10 protein-coding genes are annotated in these 17,844 nt (G+C 65.8%); all 10 read left to right on the top strand.

The window, feature by feature from the left end; all coding sequences use genetic code 11:
• Positions 1-26 precede the first annotated feature (26 nt).
• The 10 genes from BWR02_RS16905 to BWR02_RS16860 all read left to right on the top strand — a co-directional run bounded on the left by BWR02_RS16905 (position 27) and on the right by BWR02_RS16860 (position 17,843).
• Positions 27-956, top strand: coding sequence for an ATP-binding cassette domain-containing protein (locus BWR02_RS16905; protein ID WP_236102363.1), 930 nt, complete (start codon positions 27-29; stop codon positions 954-956).
• The gene (locus BWR02_RS16900) at positions 949-1,713 is read left to right on the top strand and encodes an ABC transporter permease (RefSeq protein ID WP_139559088.1); all 765 of its coding nucleotides are present in this window, start codon (positions 949-951) and stop codon (positions 1,711-1,713) included. Before BWR02_RS16905 ends, BWR02_RS16900 begins: the two co-directional genes overlap by 8 nt.
• Entirely contained in the window at positions 1,713-5,639 is a 3,927-nt protein-coding gene (gene hrpA, locus BWR02_RS16895) for an ATP-dependent RNA helicase HrpA (RefSeq protein WP_201276303.1), read from the top strand. Before BWR02_RS16900 ends, hrpA begins: the two co-directional genes overlap by 1 nt.
• Positions 5,640-5,878: 239 nt before the next feature.
• Positions 5,879-6,262: a nucleotidyltransferase family protein gene (locus BWR02_RS16890; RefSeq protein ID WP_139559087.1), complete on the top strand. Its 384-nt coding sequence runs from the start codon at positions 5,879-5,881 to the stop codon at positions 6,260-6,262.
• Positions 6,249-6,755: a ribonuclease toxin HepT-like protein gene (locus BWR02_RS16885; protein ID WP_139559086.1), complete on the top strand. Its 507-nt coding sequence runs from the start codon at positions 6,249-6,251 to the stop codon at positions 6,753-6,755. The genes BWR02_RS16890 and BWR02_RS16885 overlap by 14 nt, the downstream gene beginning before the upstream one ends.
• 962 nt (positions 6,756-7,717) lie before the next feature.
• Positions 7,718-8,386: a CerR family C-terminal domain-containing protein gene (locus tag BWR02_RS16880; protein WP_236102361.1), complete on the top strand. Its 669-nt coding sequence runs from the start codon at positions 7,718-7,720 to the stop codon at positions 8,384-8,386.
• A complete protein-coding gene (locus BWR02_RS16875) occupies positions 8,373-9,896 on the top strand; it encodes an efflux transporter outer membrane subunit (protein WP_236102359.1) in 1,524 nt (507 codons plus the stop codon). Before BWR02_RS16880 ends, BWR02_RS16875 begins: the two co-directional genes overlap by 14 nt.
• Positions 9,893-11,002: an efflux RND transporter periplasmic adaptor subunit gene (locus BWR02_RS16870; RefSeq protein ID WP_139559085.1), complete on the top strand. Its 1,110-nt coding sequence runs from the start codon at positions 9,893-9,895 to the stop codon at positions 11,000-11,002. Before BWR02_RS16875 ends, BWR02_RS16870 begins: the two co-directional genes overlap by 4 nt.
• 55 nt (positions 11,003-11,057) lie before the next feature.
• On the top strand, positions 11,058-14,183 hold the full coding sequence (locus BWR02_RS16865; protein ID WP_139559084.1) for an efflux RND transporter permease subunit: 3,126 nt from the start codon (positions 11,058-11,060) through the stop codon (positions 14,181-14,183).
• A 279-nt stretch (positions 14,184-14,462) separates the two neighbouring features.
• Positions 14,463-17,843 carry an NHL repeat-containing protein gene (locus BWR02_RS16860; protein WP_139559083.1) on the top strand — a complete coding sequence of 1,127 codons (3,381 nt, stop codon included), beginning with the start codon at positions 14,463-14,465 and terminating at the stop codon, positions 17,841-17,843.
• The last annotated feature ends 1 nt before the right edge of the window (position 17,844 follow it).

Genomic DNA, 17,844 nt, shown 5'->3' with positions numbered 1-17,844 from the left:
GTCCCCGCCCGCACCGATTGTCCCGAGTGAGTGCATCCAGCCTTCCCATCATCCAGGCCCACGGTCTGACCAAGGATTACGGCAAACTGCGCGTGGTCGACCGGATCTCGTTCGCGATCGATGCCGGTGAGTGCTGCGGTGTGCTGGGCCCGAACGGCGCCGGCAAGACCACGACCATGAAGATGCTGATCGGGGCAACGCCGCCGACGGCCGGTGAGTTGCGGGTTCTGGGGCACACGGTACCGCGGGATGCGCGGGCCATGCGGGCGCGGATCGGGGTGGTTGCGCAGAGCGACAACCTGGACCCGGACTTCACGGTCGAGGAAAACCTTCGCGTCTACGCGCGCTACTTCGGGCTGTCGGCGGCCGAGGTTCGCAGCCGCATCCCCGAGTTGCTGGAACTGGCCTCGTTGCAGGACAAGGCCGGAGCCAAGATCAACCAATTGTCCGGCGGCATGAAGCGGCGGCTGTCGATCGCACGGGCGCTGCTGAACCGCCCGGAGCTGCTGATCCTCGATGAGCCGACGACCGGGCTCGACCCGCAGATCCGTCAGGCCATCTGGCAGCTGTTGCGGCAACTGCGGCGCGACGGGCTGACCATCGTGCTGACGACGCACTATATGGATGAGGCCGAGCGGCTGTGCGGCCGCATCATCCTGATGGACGGCGGGCACATACTGGCCGATGCGAGTCCGCAGGCGCTGATCCGCGACCGCATCGAATCCCATGTGGTCGAGGTGCACGGCGCTGGTGGCGAGCGCTGGCTGGCCACGGCACCGATCGGCCCGGAGGTCCGCCGCGAGCGGGCCGGGGAGAGCTGGTTCTTCTACGGCCGCAATCTGGAGTCGCTGGTGCGCTCGCTGGACGAGTACGACGACCTTCACTACAGCTACCGCTCCAGCAATCTGGAAGATGTGTTCCTAAAGCTGACCGGCAGGGACCTGCGCGATGGCTGACACGGTGCGCCGCTGGCTGGCGGTCTGGCGGCGCAATGCGCTCGCGTGGCGCAAGAGTGCGCGCACGGCCTTGCTGGCGGGCTTCGCCGAGCCTCTGTTCTATCTGTTCGCTCTCGGTTACGGCCTCGGCAGTTTCGTCGGTCAGGTGCAGGGCGTCTCGTACATCGGCTTCCTGACCGCCGGCATCCTGTCGACCAGCGCGATGAATGCCGCGACCTTCGAAGGCTTGTATCTGGCCTACACGCGCATGGAGGTGCTGAAGACTTGGGACGCGATCCTCGCGGCGCCGCTCGGTATCGCCGACATCGTGGCCGGCGAAGTGCTGTGGCTGGCGACCAAAAGCCTGATCAGCGGCACGCTGATCCTGATGGTGGCTGCCGGCATGGGGCTGGTCGTCGACTGGCAGGCTCTGGCGGTCTTGCCGGTCGTGTTCATCACCGGGCTGTGCTTCGGTGCGCTGGCCTTGCTGGTGACGTCCTTCGCGCGCAGTTACGACTTCTTCGTGTACTACATCACGCTGGTCATCACGCCGATGATCCTATTGAGCGGGGTGTTCTTCCCGTTCTCGACCCTGCCCGAACCGGTCCGCTTCGGCGCGGCCCTATTGCCGCTGCAACATGTCGTCGAGGTGATCCGGCCGCTGGTCGGCGGGCGGATCGAGCTCGGCCAGCTCTGGCATCTGCTGGTGCCCGTCGCCTATGCGTTCGGCGCGACGAGCTTCGCGATCTGGCGTTTCCGCCGCCGTCTGTTGTGCTGATGGACGAGACCACACTGACGCCGGAGCAGCACCTGCGCCGCCTGGAGCGTGCGCTGGGGGAGGCCATGCGCAAGGATCAGTTCGGGCTGCGCAGGCGCCTCGACCGGGCGCGCGATCTGCTGAAGAAGGGCCAGGATGCCGCCGAGACGCTGGCGCGTGTCGACGGTGAGCTGGCGAAGTCGGTCGAGCTGCGACAGTTGCGGGCGGCCAGTCTGCCGAATCTCCGCTACCCGGAAGACTTGCCGGTCGTCGAGCGGCGCGACGCGATACGCGAGGCGCTGCTCGCCAATCAGGTCATCATCGTGTGCGGCGAGACGGGTTCGGGCAAGACCACCCAGTTGCCGAAGATCTGCCTGGAAGCCGGCCGCGGCGTCGCCGGCTACATCGGCCATACCCAGCCACGGCGCATCGCGGCGCGCACGGTAGCCGTGCGGATCGCCGAGGAACTGGGCCAGCCGCTGGGGGAGTCGGTCGGGTACAAGGTGCGCTTCCACGACCAGACGCGCCCCGAGAGCCTGATCAAACTGATGACCGACGGCATCCTGCTGGCGGAGACGCAGAACGACCGATTCCTCGACCAGTACGACACGCTGATCATCGACGAGGCGCACGAACGCAGCCTGAACATCGATTTCCTGATCGGCTACGTCAAGTGGCTGCTGCCGCGACGGCGCGACCTGAAGCTGATCATCACCTCGGCGACCATCGACCCGGAGCGCTTCTCGCGTCATTTCGACGACGCGCCGATTATCCATGCCTCGGGCCGGACCTATCCGGTCGACGTGCGCTATCGGCCGGTCGGCGTCGAGGAAGCGGCCGACGAAACCGATCGCAGCGAGCAGCGCGCGATCGTGGAGGCGGTCGACGAACTGTGGCGCGAAGGGCAAGGCGACATCCTGATCTTCCTGAGCGGCGAGCGCGAGATTCGCGAGACCGCCGAGTCGCTGCGCAAGCATCACCCGCACGCCTGCGAGATCCTGCCCCTCTTCTCGCGCTTGTCGGGCGCCGAGCAGGAACGGGTGTTCAAGCCCCGCGGCCAGCGCCGCATCGTGCTGGCGACCAATGTCGCCGAAACCTCGCTGACGGTGCCCGGCATCCGCAGCGTGATCGACACCGGCTATGCGCGCATCAGCCGCTACAGCGCACGCAGCAAGCTGCAACGGCTGCCGATCGAGAAGGTCTCGCAGGCCAGCGCCAACCAGCGCTCCGGGCGCTGCGGGCGCTTGGGTCCCGGCATCTGCATCCGCCTGTATTCGGAGATGGATTTCCAGGGCCGGCCGGTGTTCACCGAGCCCGAGATCCTGCGCACCAACCTGGCGGCGGTGATCCTGCAGATGAAGGTGCTCGGCCTGGGCGACATCAGCCGCTTCCCGTTCATCGAGCCGCCCGACGATCGAGCCATCCGCGACGGTCTGAAGACGCTGCAGGAGATCAACGCGCTGGACGCGCAGGGCGGGCTGACCGACATCGGCCGCCGGCTGGCGAAGTTCCCGCTGGATCCACGCCTCGGCCGGATGTTGCTGGCCGCCGCCGACGAGCATTGCCTGGCCGAGGTTGCCATCATCGTCGCGGCGCTGAGCGTGCAGGACCCGCGCGAGCGCCCGGTCGAAAAGGCCGCCGCGGCCGATCAGTCGCATGCGCGCTTCCGGCACGAACATACCGACTTCCTTGCCTACCTGAACCTATGGAAGGACCACGAGGAACAGAAGAAGCATCTGTCGAACGCGAAGCTCCGCGCCTACTGCCGCGATCATTTCCTGTCGTACCTGCGCATGCGCGAATGGCAGGACATCGAGCAGCAGATCATGCAGGTGGTCAAGGGCGACCTCGCGCTGCGCGTGAATCAGATTCCGGGCGAGTACCCGCAGATTCACCGCGCGCTGTTGACCGGGTTGCTGTCCAACGTCGGCTTCAAACACGAGCAGAGCGAGTACCTCGGCGCACGCGGCCTGAAGTTCCAGATTCACCCCGGTTCGTTCCTGTTCAAGGCGCGGCCGAAATGGATCATGACCGCCGAGCAGGTCGAGACGACGAAGGTCTACGGCCGCACGGTCGCGAAGATCGAGCCCGAATGGATCGAGACCTGCGGCGCGCATCTGATCAAGCGGCAGCATTACGATCCGCACTGGGAGCGCAAGCAGGCCGGCGCGGTCGTGCACGAGCGCACCACTCTGTTCTCGTTGACGGTGCAGTCCGGCCGTTTGGTGCCCTACGAGAAGATCGACCCCGTCGCCGCGCGCGAGATCTTCATCCGTTCGGCGCTGGTGCAAATGGACTACGACAGCAAGGCGCCGTTCATGACGCGGAACCGCGAACTGCTGACGGAGGCGGAATACCTGCAGCAGAAGGGGCGGCGGGTCGATCTGGTCGTCGACGAGGACTGGATTTACCGCTTCTTCGACGAGCGCGTGCCGGCCACCGTCGTCAACGGCATCAGCTTCGAGAAGTGGCGGCGCGACGCCGAGCGCCAGCAGCCCAAGCTGCTCTTCCTGACGCGCGATGACATCACCCAGCCGGCGCGCTCGGCGGTGCAGGCGACGGATTTTCCTGACGAACTGAAGGTCGGTCAGCTGACGATCGCATTGCAATACCGCTTCGAGCCGGGGCACGAGGACGACGGCGTGACCGCGATCGTGCCGCTGCACTGCCTGAACCAGCTCGCGCCCGAACCGTTCCAGTGGCTGGTGCCGGGCCTGTTCGCCGAGAAGGTCGTCAGTCTGATTCGCTCGCTGCCCAAGACCTACCGCATCCATTTCGTGCCGGCGCCGGATTTCGCCGAACGCGTGCTGCCGATGCTGGATTACCGTCGCGGGTCGCTGTTTGAGCAGTTGTCCGGCGGGCTGCGCAAGCTGGGGAAGCTGACGCCGCCGACCAGCGCCTTCGACGAAACGACGCTGCCCGTGCATCTGCGCATGAATTTCGCGTTGGTCGACGAGAACCAGCGCGTCGTCGGCCGCTCGCGCGACCTGGCTGCATTGCAGCGCGAACATTCGCGCAAGGCCGTCGACACGTTCACGGTGCTCGCCGCCAGCGTCGTGACCTGCACGCGCCGCACAGCCTGGGATTTCGACGATCTGCCGGCCGTGTTCGACGGCATGCACGACGGCCAGGCGATCCACGGCTATCAGGCCATCATCGACGAAGGTGACACCGTCGGGGTCAAGGTGTTCGACACCGAGGCTGAGGCCGCGCGGCAGCACGAGCAAGGCCTGATCCGGCTGTTCCGGCTCAGCCTGAACAAGGAACTCAAATACCTGCGCAAGAGCCTCGTGGTCGGCGCCGCGGCCGAGCTGGCCTACCGGCAGTTGCCGGCGCATCCGCTATGCCATGCCGATCTGACGACGGCGCGCGAACTGCGCGACGACTTGCTGGACCGCATCGTCGGCGCGCTGTTCGTCGTCGATCCGGGAGCCATCCGGACCCGTGCCGCGTTCGATGCCACGCTGGCTCAACACCGCGGCGAACTGGTCACGGAGGCCGACAAGCTCAGTCGTCTGGTCGACAGCGTCCTGACGCAGCGGATTGCGATCGCGCGCAAACTCGAAGGACGGCTGCCCGAGTCCACCCGCAAGGACCTGCGCGAACAACTGGCCCTGATGATCTTCCGCGGCTTCGTCGTGCGCACGCCGGCCCGCCAGTTGACCGAGCTGCCGCGTTACCTGAAGGCGATGGACCATCGTCTCGACAAGGCCCAGAGCGACCCCGGCCGTGACCAGAAGCTGATGGTCGAGGTACAGGCGTTCTGGACCCCATATTGGACCAGGGTCAAGGCCGATCCGCGTGGTCTCTGGCCCGAGCGCGACGAATTCCGCTGGAGCCTCGAGGAATACCGCGTGTCGCTGTTCGCGCAAATGCTGAAGACCGCCTACCCGATCTCGGCCAAGCGGCTCAAGGAAGCCTGGGATGCGCGCAAGGGCAAATCATGAATTGCCCTGGCCGGCGATGGCGCGAAAAGGCAGGGCGCTGACGGCGGGGTTCGATCGGACATGGCTCGATGGAAGAAGGCAAGCCATAGGAATCAAATCTCAAGCCCCGGGGATGCGCCGCAGTGCGCCGTTTGACAGCCTAACTCGAGCGGGGCATGCTCAGAACGGCAGTCGCAACGTCGCGTTTCCCTCGCCAACCCAGATCGATCCCAAACCCCTATCGCTCCTTGCCTTTCATGATGAGCCACCCCTCCAATCCATCCGAGGTGTCGCCGAGCCAGCTCGAATACTGGCGGCGCGCGCTGTCGGCTCACGCACGCCAACGGCAGGAAATGGAACGGGTGGCCTGGGAGGAAGTCAGGCGCATCGCGGGGGTATTGCGCGATCAGTTCGGTGCGACGCGCGTGATCGTGTTCGGATCACTCGTGCGAGGCCGTTTCACCGAGCGCTCCGACCTCGACATCGCAGTCGAGGGGCTGGATGCAGATCGCTTCTTTGCGGCCTTGGCGATGGCGAACGGCTTGACGGACCGTACGGTCGACTTGAAGCCCCTGGAAAGTCTGAGCCAGCATTTTCGCGAGCGGGTGCTGGCAACGGGATGCGAAGTCGATGCGACCGATTGATCCTGCAAGCCTCCGCGAGCTGGCCGCCGACCTGACGATGGAGTTGGAGCGCCTCGCGGAGCTGGCGCCTGCCATCGCCCATGTGCGAGCCGAGATACGTCGCGACCTGGAGCATGCGCCATTGTTTCGCGAGACCCTGGCGCTCAAGCTGCACAACTTCTACGGCGGTGTGGAGAGAATCCTGCAGTTGGTTGCGGTGGAACTGAATGGCGGATTGCCGTCCGGGGCCGATCGGCATAAGCGGCTGCTCGACCGGATGGCCCAGGCGCGCGAGGGTCGCCCGGCGATCGTCTCTTCTGCGACTGCGGTGCGCCTGCGCGAATTTCTCGGGTTCCGCCATATCGTGCGTCATCTGTACGGGTTCGAACTCGATCCGGAACGGCTGGATGCCTTGGCGATGCAGTACCCGGATACCTGGACTGCGGCGCAAGCTGAGGTGGCGCGTTTCATCGCCTGGCTTAGGGATTTGGCGGTGCATTTGGAGCAGCCCTGAGTCCTGCGCGGCCTGAATTCAATGGCGGACGTGCCGCATTCCGCAGGTGGCGACTGGCTCGGTACCTAGGGTGGGCATGGGGTGTGATGCCTTCCCCAGCTCGGCGTTTTCTCGGCTACTTTGAGATTTTCCCGGATTACACGGAACGGAGGCGTGGAGCACTCTGCGCGGTGCGTTGCCCACGCAACTCGTTGTGTTGAGCGCAATTGACTGACGGACTGCCTTGGCAGTGCCACGGAAAGGGGTGCCCCGGATATCGCTTTCGGCGTCTGGTATCCGGGGCGGGACGCGAACGCTTACATCGCCTTGACGATGCCGACCGCGGCCAGATAAGCCACCAGGGTAATGCCGACCGCATAAATCAAGCTCTTGATGTTCTTGATGTCCAGTTCCATGTCCAACTCCGTTGAAAGCCTGTATTGAACGCCACCGGGTGGCGGACATCGACGTTCCGCTCACCGATCTAGACGCAGCATAAAGCGTGCCCGCAGTGAACCAATGGCCCGGGATACACGGCTTCAACCGTTCGCCGTGATTTCCTGCGGCCGGTTGATCTCCGGCCGTGCTATTCCCTTTGCTTGAAACCGCTCAGTCCGTCTCGCCAAACGACACAGCTGCGGCTATCCGCTGACGGATCGATCGCGGAGGAGCTTCGTGGCTTAGTGTTCCGATCCGCCGTCCGTCCAGTGGCCGGGGCTTAACCTGCCGGATGGATGACCCTCCAACCCGCTGATCACCGGTCAGCCTGAACGGCGGGCAAAGGTTGCGGGCCACGCCAGCGGACCACTGGTGCTGTCCAGCCGTTAGTTCTTCCTGCCCGAAGACCCGTTGCGCCTCTGCAAGTAGCCGATCGGCGCAATGTCATTCGCTGTTCTTGACAATCAAACGCTTGATTAAGACAATGACATTCAATCGTTTGATTGACTGCTTTTGACGATGCCAAAACGCTGCGAGGTCAGCTCTTGAAAGATACCGATGACGTCATGGATGGCCAGGATGCGCGCAGCCGACTGGTGATGGCCGCCCTGCGGCTGTTCGCCGAAAAGGGCTACGAAGGGGCGACGACCCGCGAGATCTGCGAGCTGGCCGGCGCCAACATCTCGGCCATTCGCTACTACTTCGGCGACAAGGCGGGCCTGTACCGGGCCGCGTTCACCGAGCCGATGGGCGACACGCCCTGCGGGGCAAATCTCGGAACTTACGCGGAACTGGCGATGCCGGAAGCGCTGAAGCTGCTGTTCCGCGATTTCCTGGAGCCGCTGAAGCGGGGTGAGGAAACCCGGCTTGTAATGAAGCTCCATTTCCGCGAGATGATCGAGCCGACCGGAGCGTGGCAGGAAGCGATCGATGCCGAGATCAAGCCGCAGCACGATGCGCTCGTCGCGATGTTGACCCGGTACCTGGGACTGCCCGGTGTCGACGTCGACGTCCATCGGCTCGCGTTCTCCATCATTGGGATGGCCGTGCACTTCTACGTGGGGCTGGACGTGGTGTCGAACGTGGCCCCGGAGATGCTCGGTTCCGCGCAGGACGTCGACGTTCTGGGCGAACGCCTGGCGGACTATGCGTGGTCCATGATCGAAGGCGAGGCGCGGCGCCGCGCAGGGCAGGGGGATCGTGGCGCGAGCTGAGATCACCCGAAGATGCCTGACGGTCCTGCTGTCCCTGCTATCGGGATGTGGCGGCGGGTTGATCGCGACCGTGGGCCCGGATTACCAGCCTGCCGCGGCTACCGCCGTCAAGCGTTGGCAAGCGGCACAACCCGACGTCCCCATCGCGCATCGCGGCAATCCGGCGGAATTGAAGCGCTGGTGGGATCGCTTCAATGATCCGGTGTTGACCCGCTTCCTGACCGCTGCGCAACGGGAGAGTGCCTCGGTGGCCGACGCCCGTTCCCGCATCGAACAGGCTCGCGCCGGCATGGTCGGGGCGATAGGGGCGGGTCTGCCTCGCCTCGACGGTCAGGCGGACGCCAATTTCGCCGAAGTGACTTTCGGTGGGCCGCCGTTTCAGTGGACCCGCTACCAGTTCGGCTTGCAGTCGAACTGGGAGGTCGATCTGTTCGGCAGCGTCGCGCGGCAGCGGGAAGCGGCGCAGCGCCAGCTCGACGCGCGGCATGCCGCGTGGCATGACGCCCGCGTGGCGGTGGCCGTCGAAGTTGCCAATGCCTACCTGAATTACCGGCAGTGCGAGGTGCTCGTGCAAATCGCCGAGGCGGATGCCGCGTCGCGAACCGAGACGGCGCGCCTGACGGACATCGTCGGGAAGGCCGGGTTCCGGGCGCCCGCGGACGTCGCCCTGGCCGATGCCAGCGCGGCGGACGGCCAGGAGATCGTCATGCGCCAAAAGGGCTTGTGCGACCGTGCCGTCAAGGGTCTGGTCGCACTGACCGCGCTCAGCGAAGTCGAGGTCCGTCACCGGCTGACCGGCAACCCGGAGCGCGTGGCAAAGCTGCCGGAGCCTCCGCCTTTCCATCTCAGCGGGCTCCCGGCCAAGGTGCTGATGCAGCGCCCCGACGTGGCCGCCGCCGAACGGGAGGTCGCCGAGGCCAGCGCGACCATCGGCATCGAAGAAGCCAAGCGCTATCCGCGGCTGAGCCTGTCGGGGAACATCACCCCGCAGATCCAGAGTCTGAGTGCGGCGGACCTGTTTCTGGCCAACACCTGGGCGGTCGGTCCGACGCTGAACCTGCCCCTTTTCGATGCCGGCAAACGGGCCGCGGACGTCGAAGCGGCAAGGGCCCGTTACGAGGCCGCTGCATCCCGGTTCCGCGCGACCGTCCGCACCGCGGCCAAGGAAGTCGAAGAAGCATTGGTGCGACTGAAGAATGCCGAGGACCGCTTGCCCAAAGCCACGGCAGCAGCCGACGGCTATCGGTCGAACTTCCGGGCGATGCGGGAGCTGTACCAGGCCGGCTTCGGCAGCTTGATCGATGCGGAGGCTTCGCGCCGACAGGCGCTGGTGGCAGAGCGCAGCGTGGCCGAGCTCAGGCAGGAGTCCTCATCGGCCTGGATTGCCCTTTACCGTGCGGCCGGTGGGAGCTGGGACGACGGCAGCGAGTCCAAACCCGCCGACGACCGTCGTTTGCCGACCGGAGTCAAAGATTCTGCATTCCGCGACCTGTTTACAGTGAGCCCATGAACAGACGTTCGATCGGACTGATATTCTTCCTCGCCGTGCTGCTACTGGCGGTCGGCGTCATCGTTGGTCGCGGCAACTCCGCGGCAGCGCCGCCCGCCGTCAGCGAAACCCGCCCGGCGCTCAGCGTCTCGGTCGTGCGACCGCAGTCCAGCGACCTTCCGCTGAATCTCTCGGCCAATGGTTCCATTGCCGCATGGCAGGAGGCTGTTATCGGCGCCGAGGTCGGTGGGCTGCGGCTGGCGGCGATCAATGCGCAGGTCGGAGATTCGGTTAAGAAGGGGCAGGTGCTGGCCATCTTCGATGACGAGAAGGTCGTGGCCGACGTGACCCAGTCGCGGGCTGCGCTGGCCGAAGCGGAGGCCAATCTCGCCGAAGCCAAGCTGAATGCCGAGCGGGTCGATCAGGTCACGGACTCCGGGGCCCTGAGCGCCCTGCAGGCCGGTCAGTACCGGACCGCCGCCAAGACCGCGGAGGCGCGGATGCGCTCCGCGAAAGCCCAACTCGATCAGCAGTTGCTCCGGCTGCGGCATGTAAAGGTCCTCGCCAGTGACGACGGTGTGATTTCCAGTCGCACTGCGACGCTGGGCGCGGTGGCCGCAGAGGGGCAGGAACTGTTTCGCCTGATTCGCCAGAACCGGCTGGAATGGCGGGCCGAGCTGACGGGCGTCGAGCTGATGCGGGTGAAGCCCGGGGTCGCTGCGACCGTGGAGGTCCCCGGCGCCGCGAAGGTGACCGGCAAAGTGCGGATGGTGGGACCGGTGCTGGACGATCAGAGCCGCAACGGACTGGTCTACGTCGATCTGCCGGAGGCCGGTCGCGCCGGCCTGCGGCCAGGGATGTTTGCTCACGGCGAATTCCAGCTGGGCGCCCAGCCGGCTCTGACCGTGCCGCAGACCGCGCTGTCCCTGCGCGAGGGCTTCAGCTACGTCTTTTCCGTGCACGACGAAAGTGGTGGTCAGGCCCGGGTCCGACAGGTGAAGGTGCAGCCCGGACGGCGCGCGGGCGACCGCATCGAAATCCTGTCGGGGCTCGCCCCGGCGGACCGGGTGGTTGCGAGCGGCGTGTCCTTCCTGGCCGATGGCGACATCGTCAAGGTGGTGCCATGAAGCCGCACGCGGCCGTTGGTTCATGCCGTAGCCATGGACGGAGTGGGGGGGCGGCATGAACGTCTCCTCCGCCTCCATCCGCAACCCGATCCCAGCGGTCATGCTGTTCGTGCTGCTGACCTTCGGTGGTCTGGCGAGCTTCATGGCCATGAAGGTGCAGAACTTTCCGGACCTGGACTTCCCCACGGTCACGGTCAGTGCCAGTCTGCCCGGCGCCTCGCCGCCACAGCTCGAGACCGAAGTGGCCCGCAAGCTGGAGAACGCCGTTTCGACGCTGCAGGGCCTCAAGCACATGACGACCAAGGTGCAGGACGGCAGCGTCACGATCACGATCGAGTTCCGCCTGGAAAAGCCCCTGGAAGAAGCGCTGGACGATACCCGTTCCGCTGTCTCCAAGGTGCGGGCCGACCTGCCCGGCGACCTCCGCGACCCCATCGTCACCAAGCTCGATCTGGCGCAGTCGCCGATCCAGGCTTTCACGGTCGCCTCCGACCGCCGCGACGAGGAAGCGCTGTCCTGGTTCGTGGACGATACCGTGACGAAGCGTCTGCTGGCCGTGCGCGGTGTCGGCGCGGTCAACCGCGTCGGCGGCGTCAGCCGCGAGATCGCCGTTGCCCTCGATCCCATCAAGCTGCAAGCCCTGGGCGCGACCGCCGCCGACATCTCCCGGCAGTTGCGGCAGGTGCAGCGGGAAAGCGCCGGCGGGCGCACCGACCTCGGCAGCGGCGAACAGCCGGTGCGCACGCTGGGCAACGTCGCGTCCGCGGAAGAATTGCAGAACATGGAGATTGCGCTGTCCGACGGGCGGCGCATTCGGCTGGACCGGCTCGCGACGATTACCGACACGGTGGCCGAACCCCGCGCGCTGGCCCTGCTCAATGGCACGCCGGTGGTCGGCTTCGAGGTCACGCGCAGCCGCGGCGCGAGCGAAGTGGAGGTCGGCGCGGGCGTCAAAAGTGTGCTCGAGGAACTGCGCGCCGCGAATCCCGACCTGGAGTTTACCGAGGCCTTCAACTTCGTGACGCCGGTCGAGGAGGAATTCCAGGGCTCGATGACGCTGCTGTACGAGGGCGCCTTGCTAGCGGTCCTGGTGGTCTGGCTCTTTCTGCGCGACTGGCGGGCGACGCTGATCTCTGCCGTCGCACTGCCGCTCTCGGCGATCCCGACCTTCATCGGCATGTACTTGTTCGGCTTCTCGCTGAACGTGGTGTCGCTGCTGGCCTTGTCCCTGGTCATCGGCATTCTCGTCGACGACGCGATCGTCGAAGTCGAAAACATCGTCCGCCATCTGCGCATGGGCAAGACGCCCTATCAGGCCGCGATGGAAGCGGCCGACGAAATCGGGCTGGCGGTCGTCGCGACGACGTTCGCGCTGATCGCGGTGTTTCTGCCGACGGCCTTCATGAGCGGTGTCGTGGGCCGTTTCTTCAAGCAGTTCGGCTGGACGGCCGCGCTGGCCGTGTTCGCGTCGCTGGTGGTCGCGCGCATGCTGACGCCGATGATGTGCGCCTATCTGCTGAAGGATACCGGGCACAAGGACAGCACGGACGGCTGGCTGATGCGAACTTATCTGCGAGTGGCAGCCTGGAGTCTCCGCCATCGATTGCTGACCTTGATCGGCGCGCTGGGCTTTTTCATCGGCTCGCTGATGCTGATTCCGCTGCTGCCGACCGGTTTCATTCCGCCGGACGACAACCCGCAGACCCAGATCTTTGTGGAACTGCCGCCCGGCGCGACCCTGTCCCAGACGCGAGAATCTGCCGAAAAGGCCCGTGCCCTGGTGGCAGATATCCCGTATGTACAAAGTGTCTACACGACCATCGGCGCCGGCAGCGCCGGCAGCGATCCGATGGCGACGCAATCGGGGGGCGAGGTGCGCAAGGCCACGCTGACCCTGACGCTGGCCCGGCGCGACGAACGGCCGGTCAAGAAGCAGGTCATCGAGCACGACATTCGACAGGCGCTGCAAAATCTCCCCGGCGTCCGGACCAAGGTGGGACTCGGCGGCTCGGGCGAGAAATACGTGCTGGTGTTGAGCGGCGACGATCCGGCCGCTCTGGCCACCGCCGCCCGGGCCGTCGAGAAGGATTTGCGGACGATTCCCGGCCTCGGCAGCATTGCGTCCAGCGCGGCGCTGGTCCGGCCGGAGATCGCCGTCCGGCCCGATTTCGCGCGGGCGGCGGACCTGGGCGTGACGTCCACAGCGATTGCCGAAACCCTGCGCATCGCGACGGTGGGCGATTACGACTGGTCGCTGCCCAAGCTCAGTCTCGCCCAGAGACAGGTGCCGGTGGTCGTCAGGCTGACGGCCGATGCGCGCAAGGACCTGGCCTTGCTCGAGCGCCTGGCCGTACCGTCAAGCAAGCCCGGCGTCGGACCGGTCATGGTGGGCCAGGTGGCCCGGTTGGAATTGTCCAGCGGACCCGCCGTGATCGACCGCTACGACCGCTCCCGCAACATCAACTTCGAGATCGAGTTGTCCGGCACGCCGCTGGGTGAAGTCACCGCGGCGGTGGAAAAGCTGCCCAGCATGCTGGCCCTGCCGCCCGGCGTGAAGCAGGTGAACATCGGCGACGCCGAAATGATGGCCGAACTGTTCGGCAGCTTCGGCCTGGCCATGCTCACCGGCGTGCTGTGCATCTATATCGTGCTGGTGCTGCTGTTCAAGGACTTCATCCAGCCCATCACGATCCTGGTGGCACTGCCGCTGTCATTCGGTGGCGGCTTCGTGGCGCTGCTGGTCGCCGGCAAGGCCTTCTCCATGCCCTCGCTGATCGGTTTGGTGATGCTGATGGGCATTGCCGTCAAGAACTCGATCCTGCTGGTCGAGTATGCGATCGTGGCGCGCCGCGAACATGGTCTGAGCCGCCCGGAGGCGCTGCTGGATGCCTGCCACAAGCGCGCCCGCCCCGTCATCATGACCACCATCGCGATGGGCGCCGGCATGCTGCCCATCGCCTTGGGCACCGGCGCGGCCGACCCTTCGTTCCGGAGCCCCATGGCCACCGCGGTGATCGGCGGACTGGTCACGTCGACGCTGCTGAGCCTGTTGGTCATCCCCGCAGCCTTTACCTATCTCGACGATCTCAAACGGCTGCTGACGTGGGTGTGGACGCGGGGCGCAAGGACCGAGCCGACAATCGCCATCAAGCACGCCGAACCCGAGAAGGGAACCTCGTAGCCAACTGACGGCCGCTGCTCCGCATGGTTCGAGCGACCCCTGTTCCGCTCGACTTAAACCCTTGTGTTTTCATGGTGAAAGCCGGAAACGCGGCATTCGCTCACGGTCTGGTCGTGGTCATTGACAGTCAGGGTGCGATGGACGCAATCTCACCGGCCTAAGGGAAACCCCTACGTATATCGCTGACTAGCCGATCGACCGAGTCTTCCGCCGATCGTCTGATCGATGACGTGCGATTTACATGCTTCGCAAGTTCAAAGATGTGGTGGGAGAGTGGGTATGGGATCGGAAGAGCGGCACGATGATGTGAGCCAGACCCTGGAAGCGCTGCTGCGAACGCCGGTGGGTCGTCGCTGGTTGCTGAAGCTGGGCGTGAATGCGGCGACGGCGGCCGTGGTGTTGCGCAGTGTGCCGGCGTGGGCGGAAGAAAGTCCGGAGGAGGCCGAGGACGCCGCGGGGTCGGCGGCGCAAGTGGACGGTGGCGTGCTGCGGCGCTTCCATTTTGCGCTGGGGCCGGCGGCGTCACTGGAAGACCTGCATGTCGTGGTGAACGGAGTCAAGGTAGCTTTGACGCCGCACACGCGGGGCACCCGACGCGCGCTGACGGCGTGGGACGGTGTGTGGAAAAGGATGGATCGTCAGCGATTGACGCATTACGCCAAGGTGGTGGTACCGCCTCGGCGTGCGGTTTTGTTGTCGGTGCATGGGCGGCGCGGGGGGCAGTCGGTGGTGGCGGCGCAAGGGTTTCACGCGCCGCGGCCGGCGGTGCGGGCGCTGGCGCAGGCGGCGTATGCCCTGGAAGGTCACTTCGGCTCGGTGTCGGGGTCCGTGGAGCGGTTGCGCGCATTGGGGATCCGGACCTCGCGCCTGATTTCGGCGCAAGAGGTGGTGGACCTGAACCAGATCGTGGACTCCTACGGGGCAGCGGTCGCCCTGAGCTATTGCCATCCGAACGTGGCAACCATCGACGGGCCGACCGCGGCGGTGACGGGTTCGTTGCTGTCGAGCACGCCGGAGGTGACGACACTCGGGACGCAGATCGCGCAGATGCAACAGTCGGGGCAGGACTACGCGACGCTGGATCCGGTGTTGGACCCCGACGGCAAACAAAGCACGTTCAAGGTGGGTGACAAGGTAACGCCCTTGACAACGCTTCATCTCAGCAACGATCCGACCTTCCAGTCGACGGCGCAGGCGGCGATCATCGCGGGTGCCCAGGGCGTGCGGGACACCGGGAATCTCGGCACGGTCTTGAGCCAGCCGCTGGACGAGACGCCGGGCAACACCAGCACCTGGCATCAGCCCGAGGGCATCCAACCAACCTCGACGCCCTATACACCGCCAACCGGGGTCGGCGCCGCGGTGCAGGCGCAGGTCCAGAACACCGGGCTGCTCTACGGCACGTACACCGCGAAGAACGGCGAGTATGCGGGGGGCCAGGTACCGCTGACGCTGTACAACAACTACGTACGCTGGGTCTGGGTGTACGTGCAGTATCTGAAGGCGGACGGAACCAACCTGTCGCTGAACGACAGCCCGACCTGGCCGGACACCAAGTACGCCAAGTCGCTGGGTCTGCTGCCGCAGATCTTCACCTTGCTGGGTGTCCCGATCTGGGACAGCAACACCATCAACGTGACGCTCGACTTTCCACCCGAGGCAACGCAAGCACGGCTGTTGTTCTGCGGCCTGGGCAATGGCGGCATCGACGGCGGGTGGCGGCAGTATTTCCCGGCCGATGCCTATCCCGACCATATCGCGCCCCAGGACGAGGTGCTGTTCGCGTCGCTGACGACCGGTCTGTTTACGCTGGCCCTGACCAGTTTTGCGTTGATCGTCGACCTTGACGTCACCGTCGCCTGGAAGGCGGTCCGCGACGACATCGAGAATGAGAGCAACCTGGTCTGGGAGGATTTCGTTTCGCTGGTCACGACGGCGAGCTCGTTGAATGCCGCTGAGTCGTTCGCGACGGTCGTTGCGGCCGGAGGCGCGACCTACGCGGACGTGGCGAACAACGGCGGTTCGGCCAACAATATTTGGAACCTGCTCCTCCCGATCGCGACCGTCATCCCCAAGCTCATACTGGCTCCCTTCCCCAACGGCCCGCTTTGGGGAGAGGTTGCCGCCGCCCTCCTCGGCGATGAGCTGGCCGACAAGGCCATCGAAGCGGTCCCGCTGATGGGTCAGGTATTCGCTGCACTGTCATTGGTCGGTGACGCGGCCACCCTGGCGGAGGCGATCGGTGAGACGGCGTCGTCGCCGTGGGTGATCGCGAACACGGTGTCGTTGACGTACGCGGCGACGGTGACGGTGTCGCGGGATCCGCGGGCCTCGACCTGGCCGGTGACGGCGGCGTCGTGGCGGATCGAGGCGAAGATCGATGGGGCGGTGGCGCTGAACGCGCAGACCGGGACGATCAACGAAGACGGCAAGATCCAGTCGGACCCGATCGTGTTGAGTCTGGCGGCCCCGTTCGGCGGCAGCACCATCACTTGGTCGATCGTGCTGCTGGACGCCGATGGGAATCAGGTGGCGACCGGCATGTCGGCGCCGCTGGCCAACAACGATGCGGACAACCCCCCGGCGACGGTGGCGTTTGCAATCGTCGAGTTGCCGGCGACGATCAGCGCGACGACGGTGTTCCAGCGCAAGGACACGACCACCTACAGCGCAAGCGCCGGCGGGTACACCTGGGATGCGGCCATCACCGACACCGGGACGCTGGCCAACAGCGGCATTCAGGAGATCACCGGGGTGACGATCTCGACGCGGCTGGGCGTCGCGGGGATTGTCTGGAAGCAGAACGACCAGTACTGGCTGCGGGGCGTGCCGATTGCCGAGAACGGCAACACCATCGCGCTCGGCGGCGCGACCACACAGGGTTATGCCCGGCGCCCCTTCCTGTTGTTCGACGCGTTCGTGGGGGACGGCGACGTGGGCAATCACGTGCTGCTGGAGCCGGACGACACCGAGCCGGGTTATCACGTGCGCGCGCTGAGCATCGATGCGACGACGGGTGCCTTGAGCTGGGATCCGACCACCTCGCTGGGCGAATTCCTGCTGCCGGTGTCGGCGGCGGCCCTGCACTCGTCGGGGCGGGTGATTGCGATTCACACTGACAGCGGTCGCCTGGGGCATGTGCTACCGGCGGGGACGCCGCTGCCGCCGCAGGCGGCGTATAGCGCCGGGCCGGGCACGGAGATCGGATTGTTGTCCTCGCCCACGGCAGTCGCGGTGACCAATCCAGGGACCATCCTCGTGCTGGAGGCAGGGGCTTCGCAACTGGCGGCGTTCGACCTGAACGGGAACCCGGTGCGGTATTTCGGCACCGCGACGCCGGCGGCGTTCACCTTGCCGCTATCGGCCTCGGCGACGTATCTGGACGTGGCGGTGGACGGGGCGGGCCAGATCTACCTGCTGTCGTACCAGGGCGACGGGTCGGCGGTGGCCGACTACCGGATCGACGTGTACCAGCCCAATGGCACGCCGCTGGCGACGAACAGTCCGGGTACGAACATCCCGCATCTGGCGGTGGATTACTGGCGGAGCATCTTTGCGGCGAACTACACGCCGCTGCTCGACAGCAGCACCGGTCAGCCGCGCATCGATCCGGCCCTGGGCGTGGCCGAACCCTCCCTCAGCCGCTTCGATCCATCTTAGG

The sequence above is a fragment of the Methylotetracoccus oryzae genome (assembly GCF_006175985.1).
Taxonomy (GTDB): domain Bacteria; phylum Pseudomonadota; class Gammaproteobacteria; order Methylococcales; family Methylococcaceae; genus Methylotetracoccus; species Methylotetracoccus oryzae.
The sequence above is the reverse complement of the archived record's forward strand: the minus strand, read 5'-3'. Positions and strand labels throughout refer to the sequence as shown.

What these genes read in the sequence shown, in the direction of transcription:
- BWR02_RS16890 (WP_139559087.1), top strand. Translation starts at nt 5,879, where the DNA reads ATGAGCCACCCCTCCAATCCATCCGAGGTGTCGCCGAGCCAGCTCGAA.
- BWR02_RS16865 (WP_139559084.1), top strand. Translation starts at nt 11,058, where the DNA reads ATGAACGTCTCCTCCGCCTCCATCCGCAACCCGATCCCAGCGGTCATG.
- BWR02_RS16870 (WP_139559085.1), top strand. Translation starts at nt 9,893, where the DNA reads ATGAACAGACGTTCGATCGGACTGATATTCTTCCTCGCCGTGCTGCTA.
- BWR02_RS16860 (WP_139559083.1), top strand. Translation starts at nt 14,463, where the DNA reads ATGGGATCGGAAGAGCGGCACGATGATGTGAGCCAGACCCTGGAAGCG.
- BWR02_RS16885 (WP_139559086.1), top strand. Translation starts at nt 6,249, where the DNA reads ATGCGACCGATTGATCCTGCAAGCCTCCGCGAGCTGGCCGCCGACCTG.
- BWR02_RS16900 (WP_139559088.1), top strand. Translation starts at nt 949, where the DNA reads ATGGCTGACACGGTGCGCCGCTGGCTGGCGGTCTGGCGGCGCAATGCG.
- hrpA (WP_201276303.1), top strand. Translation starts at nt 1,713, where the DNA reads ATGGACGAGACCACACTGACGCCGGAGCAGCACCTGCGCCGCCTGGAG.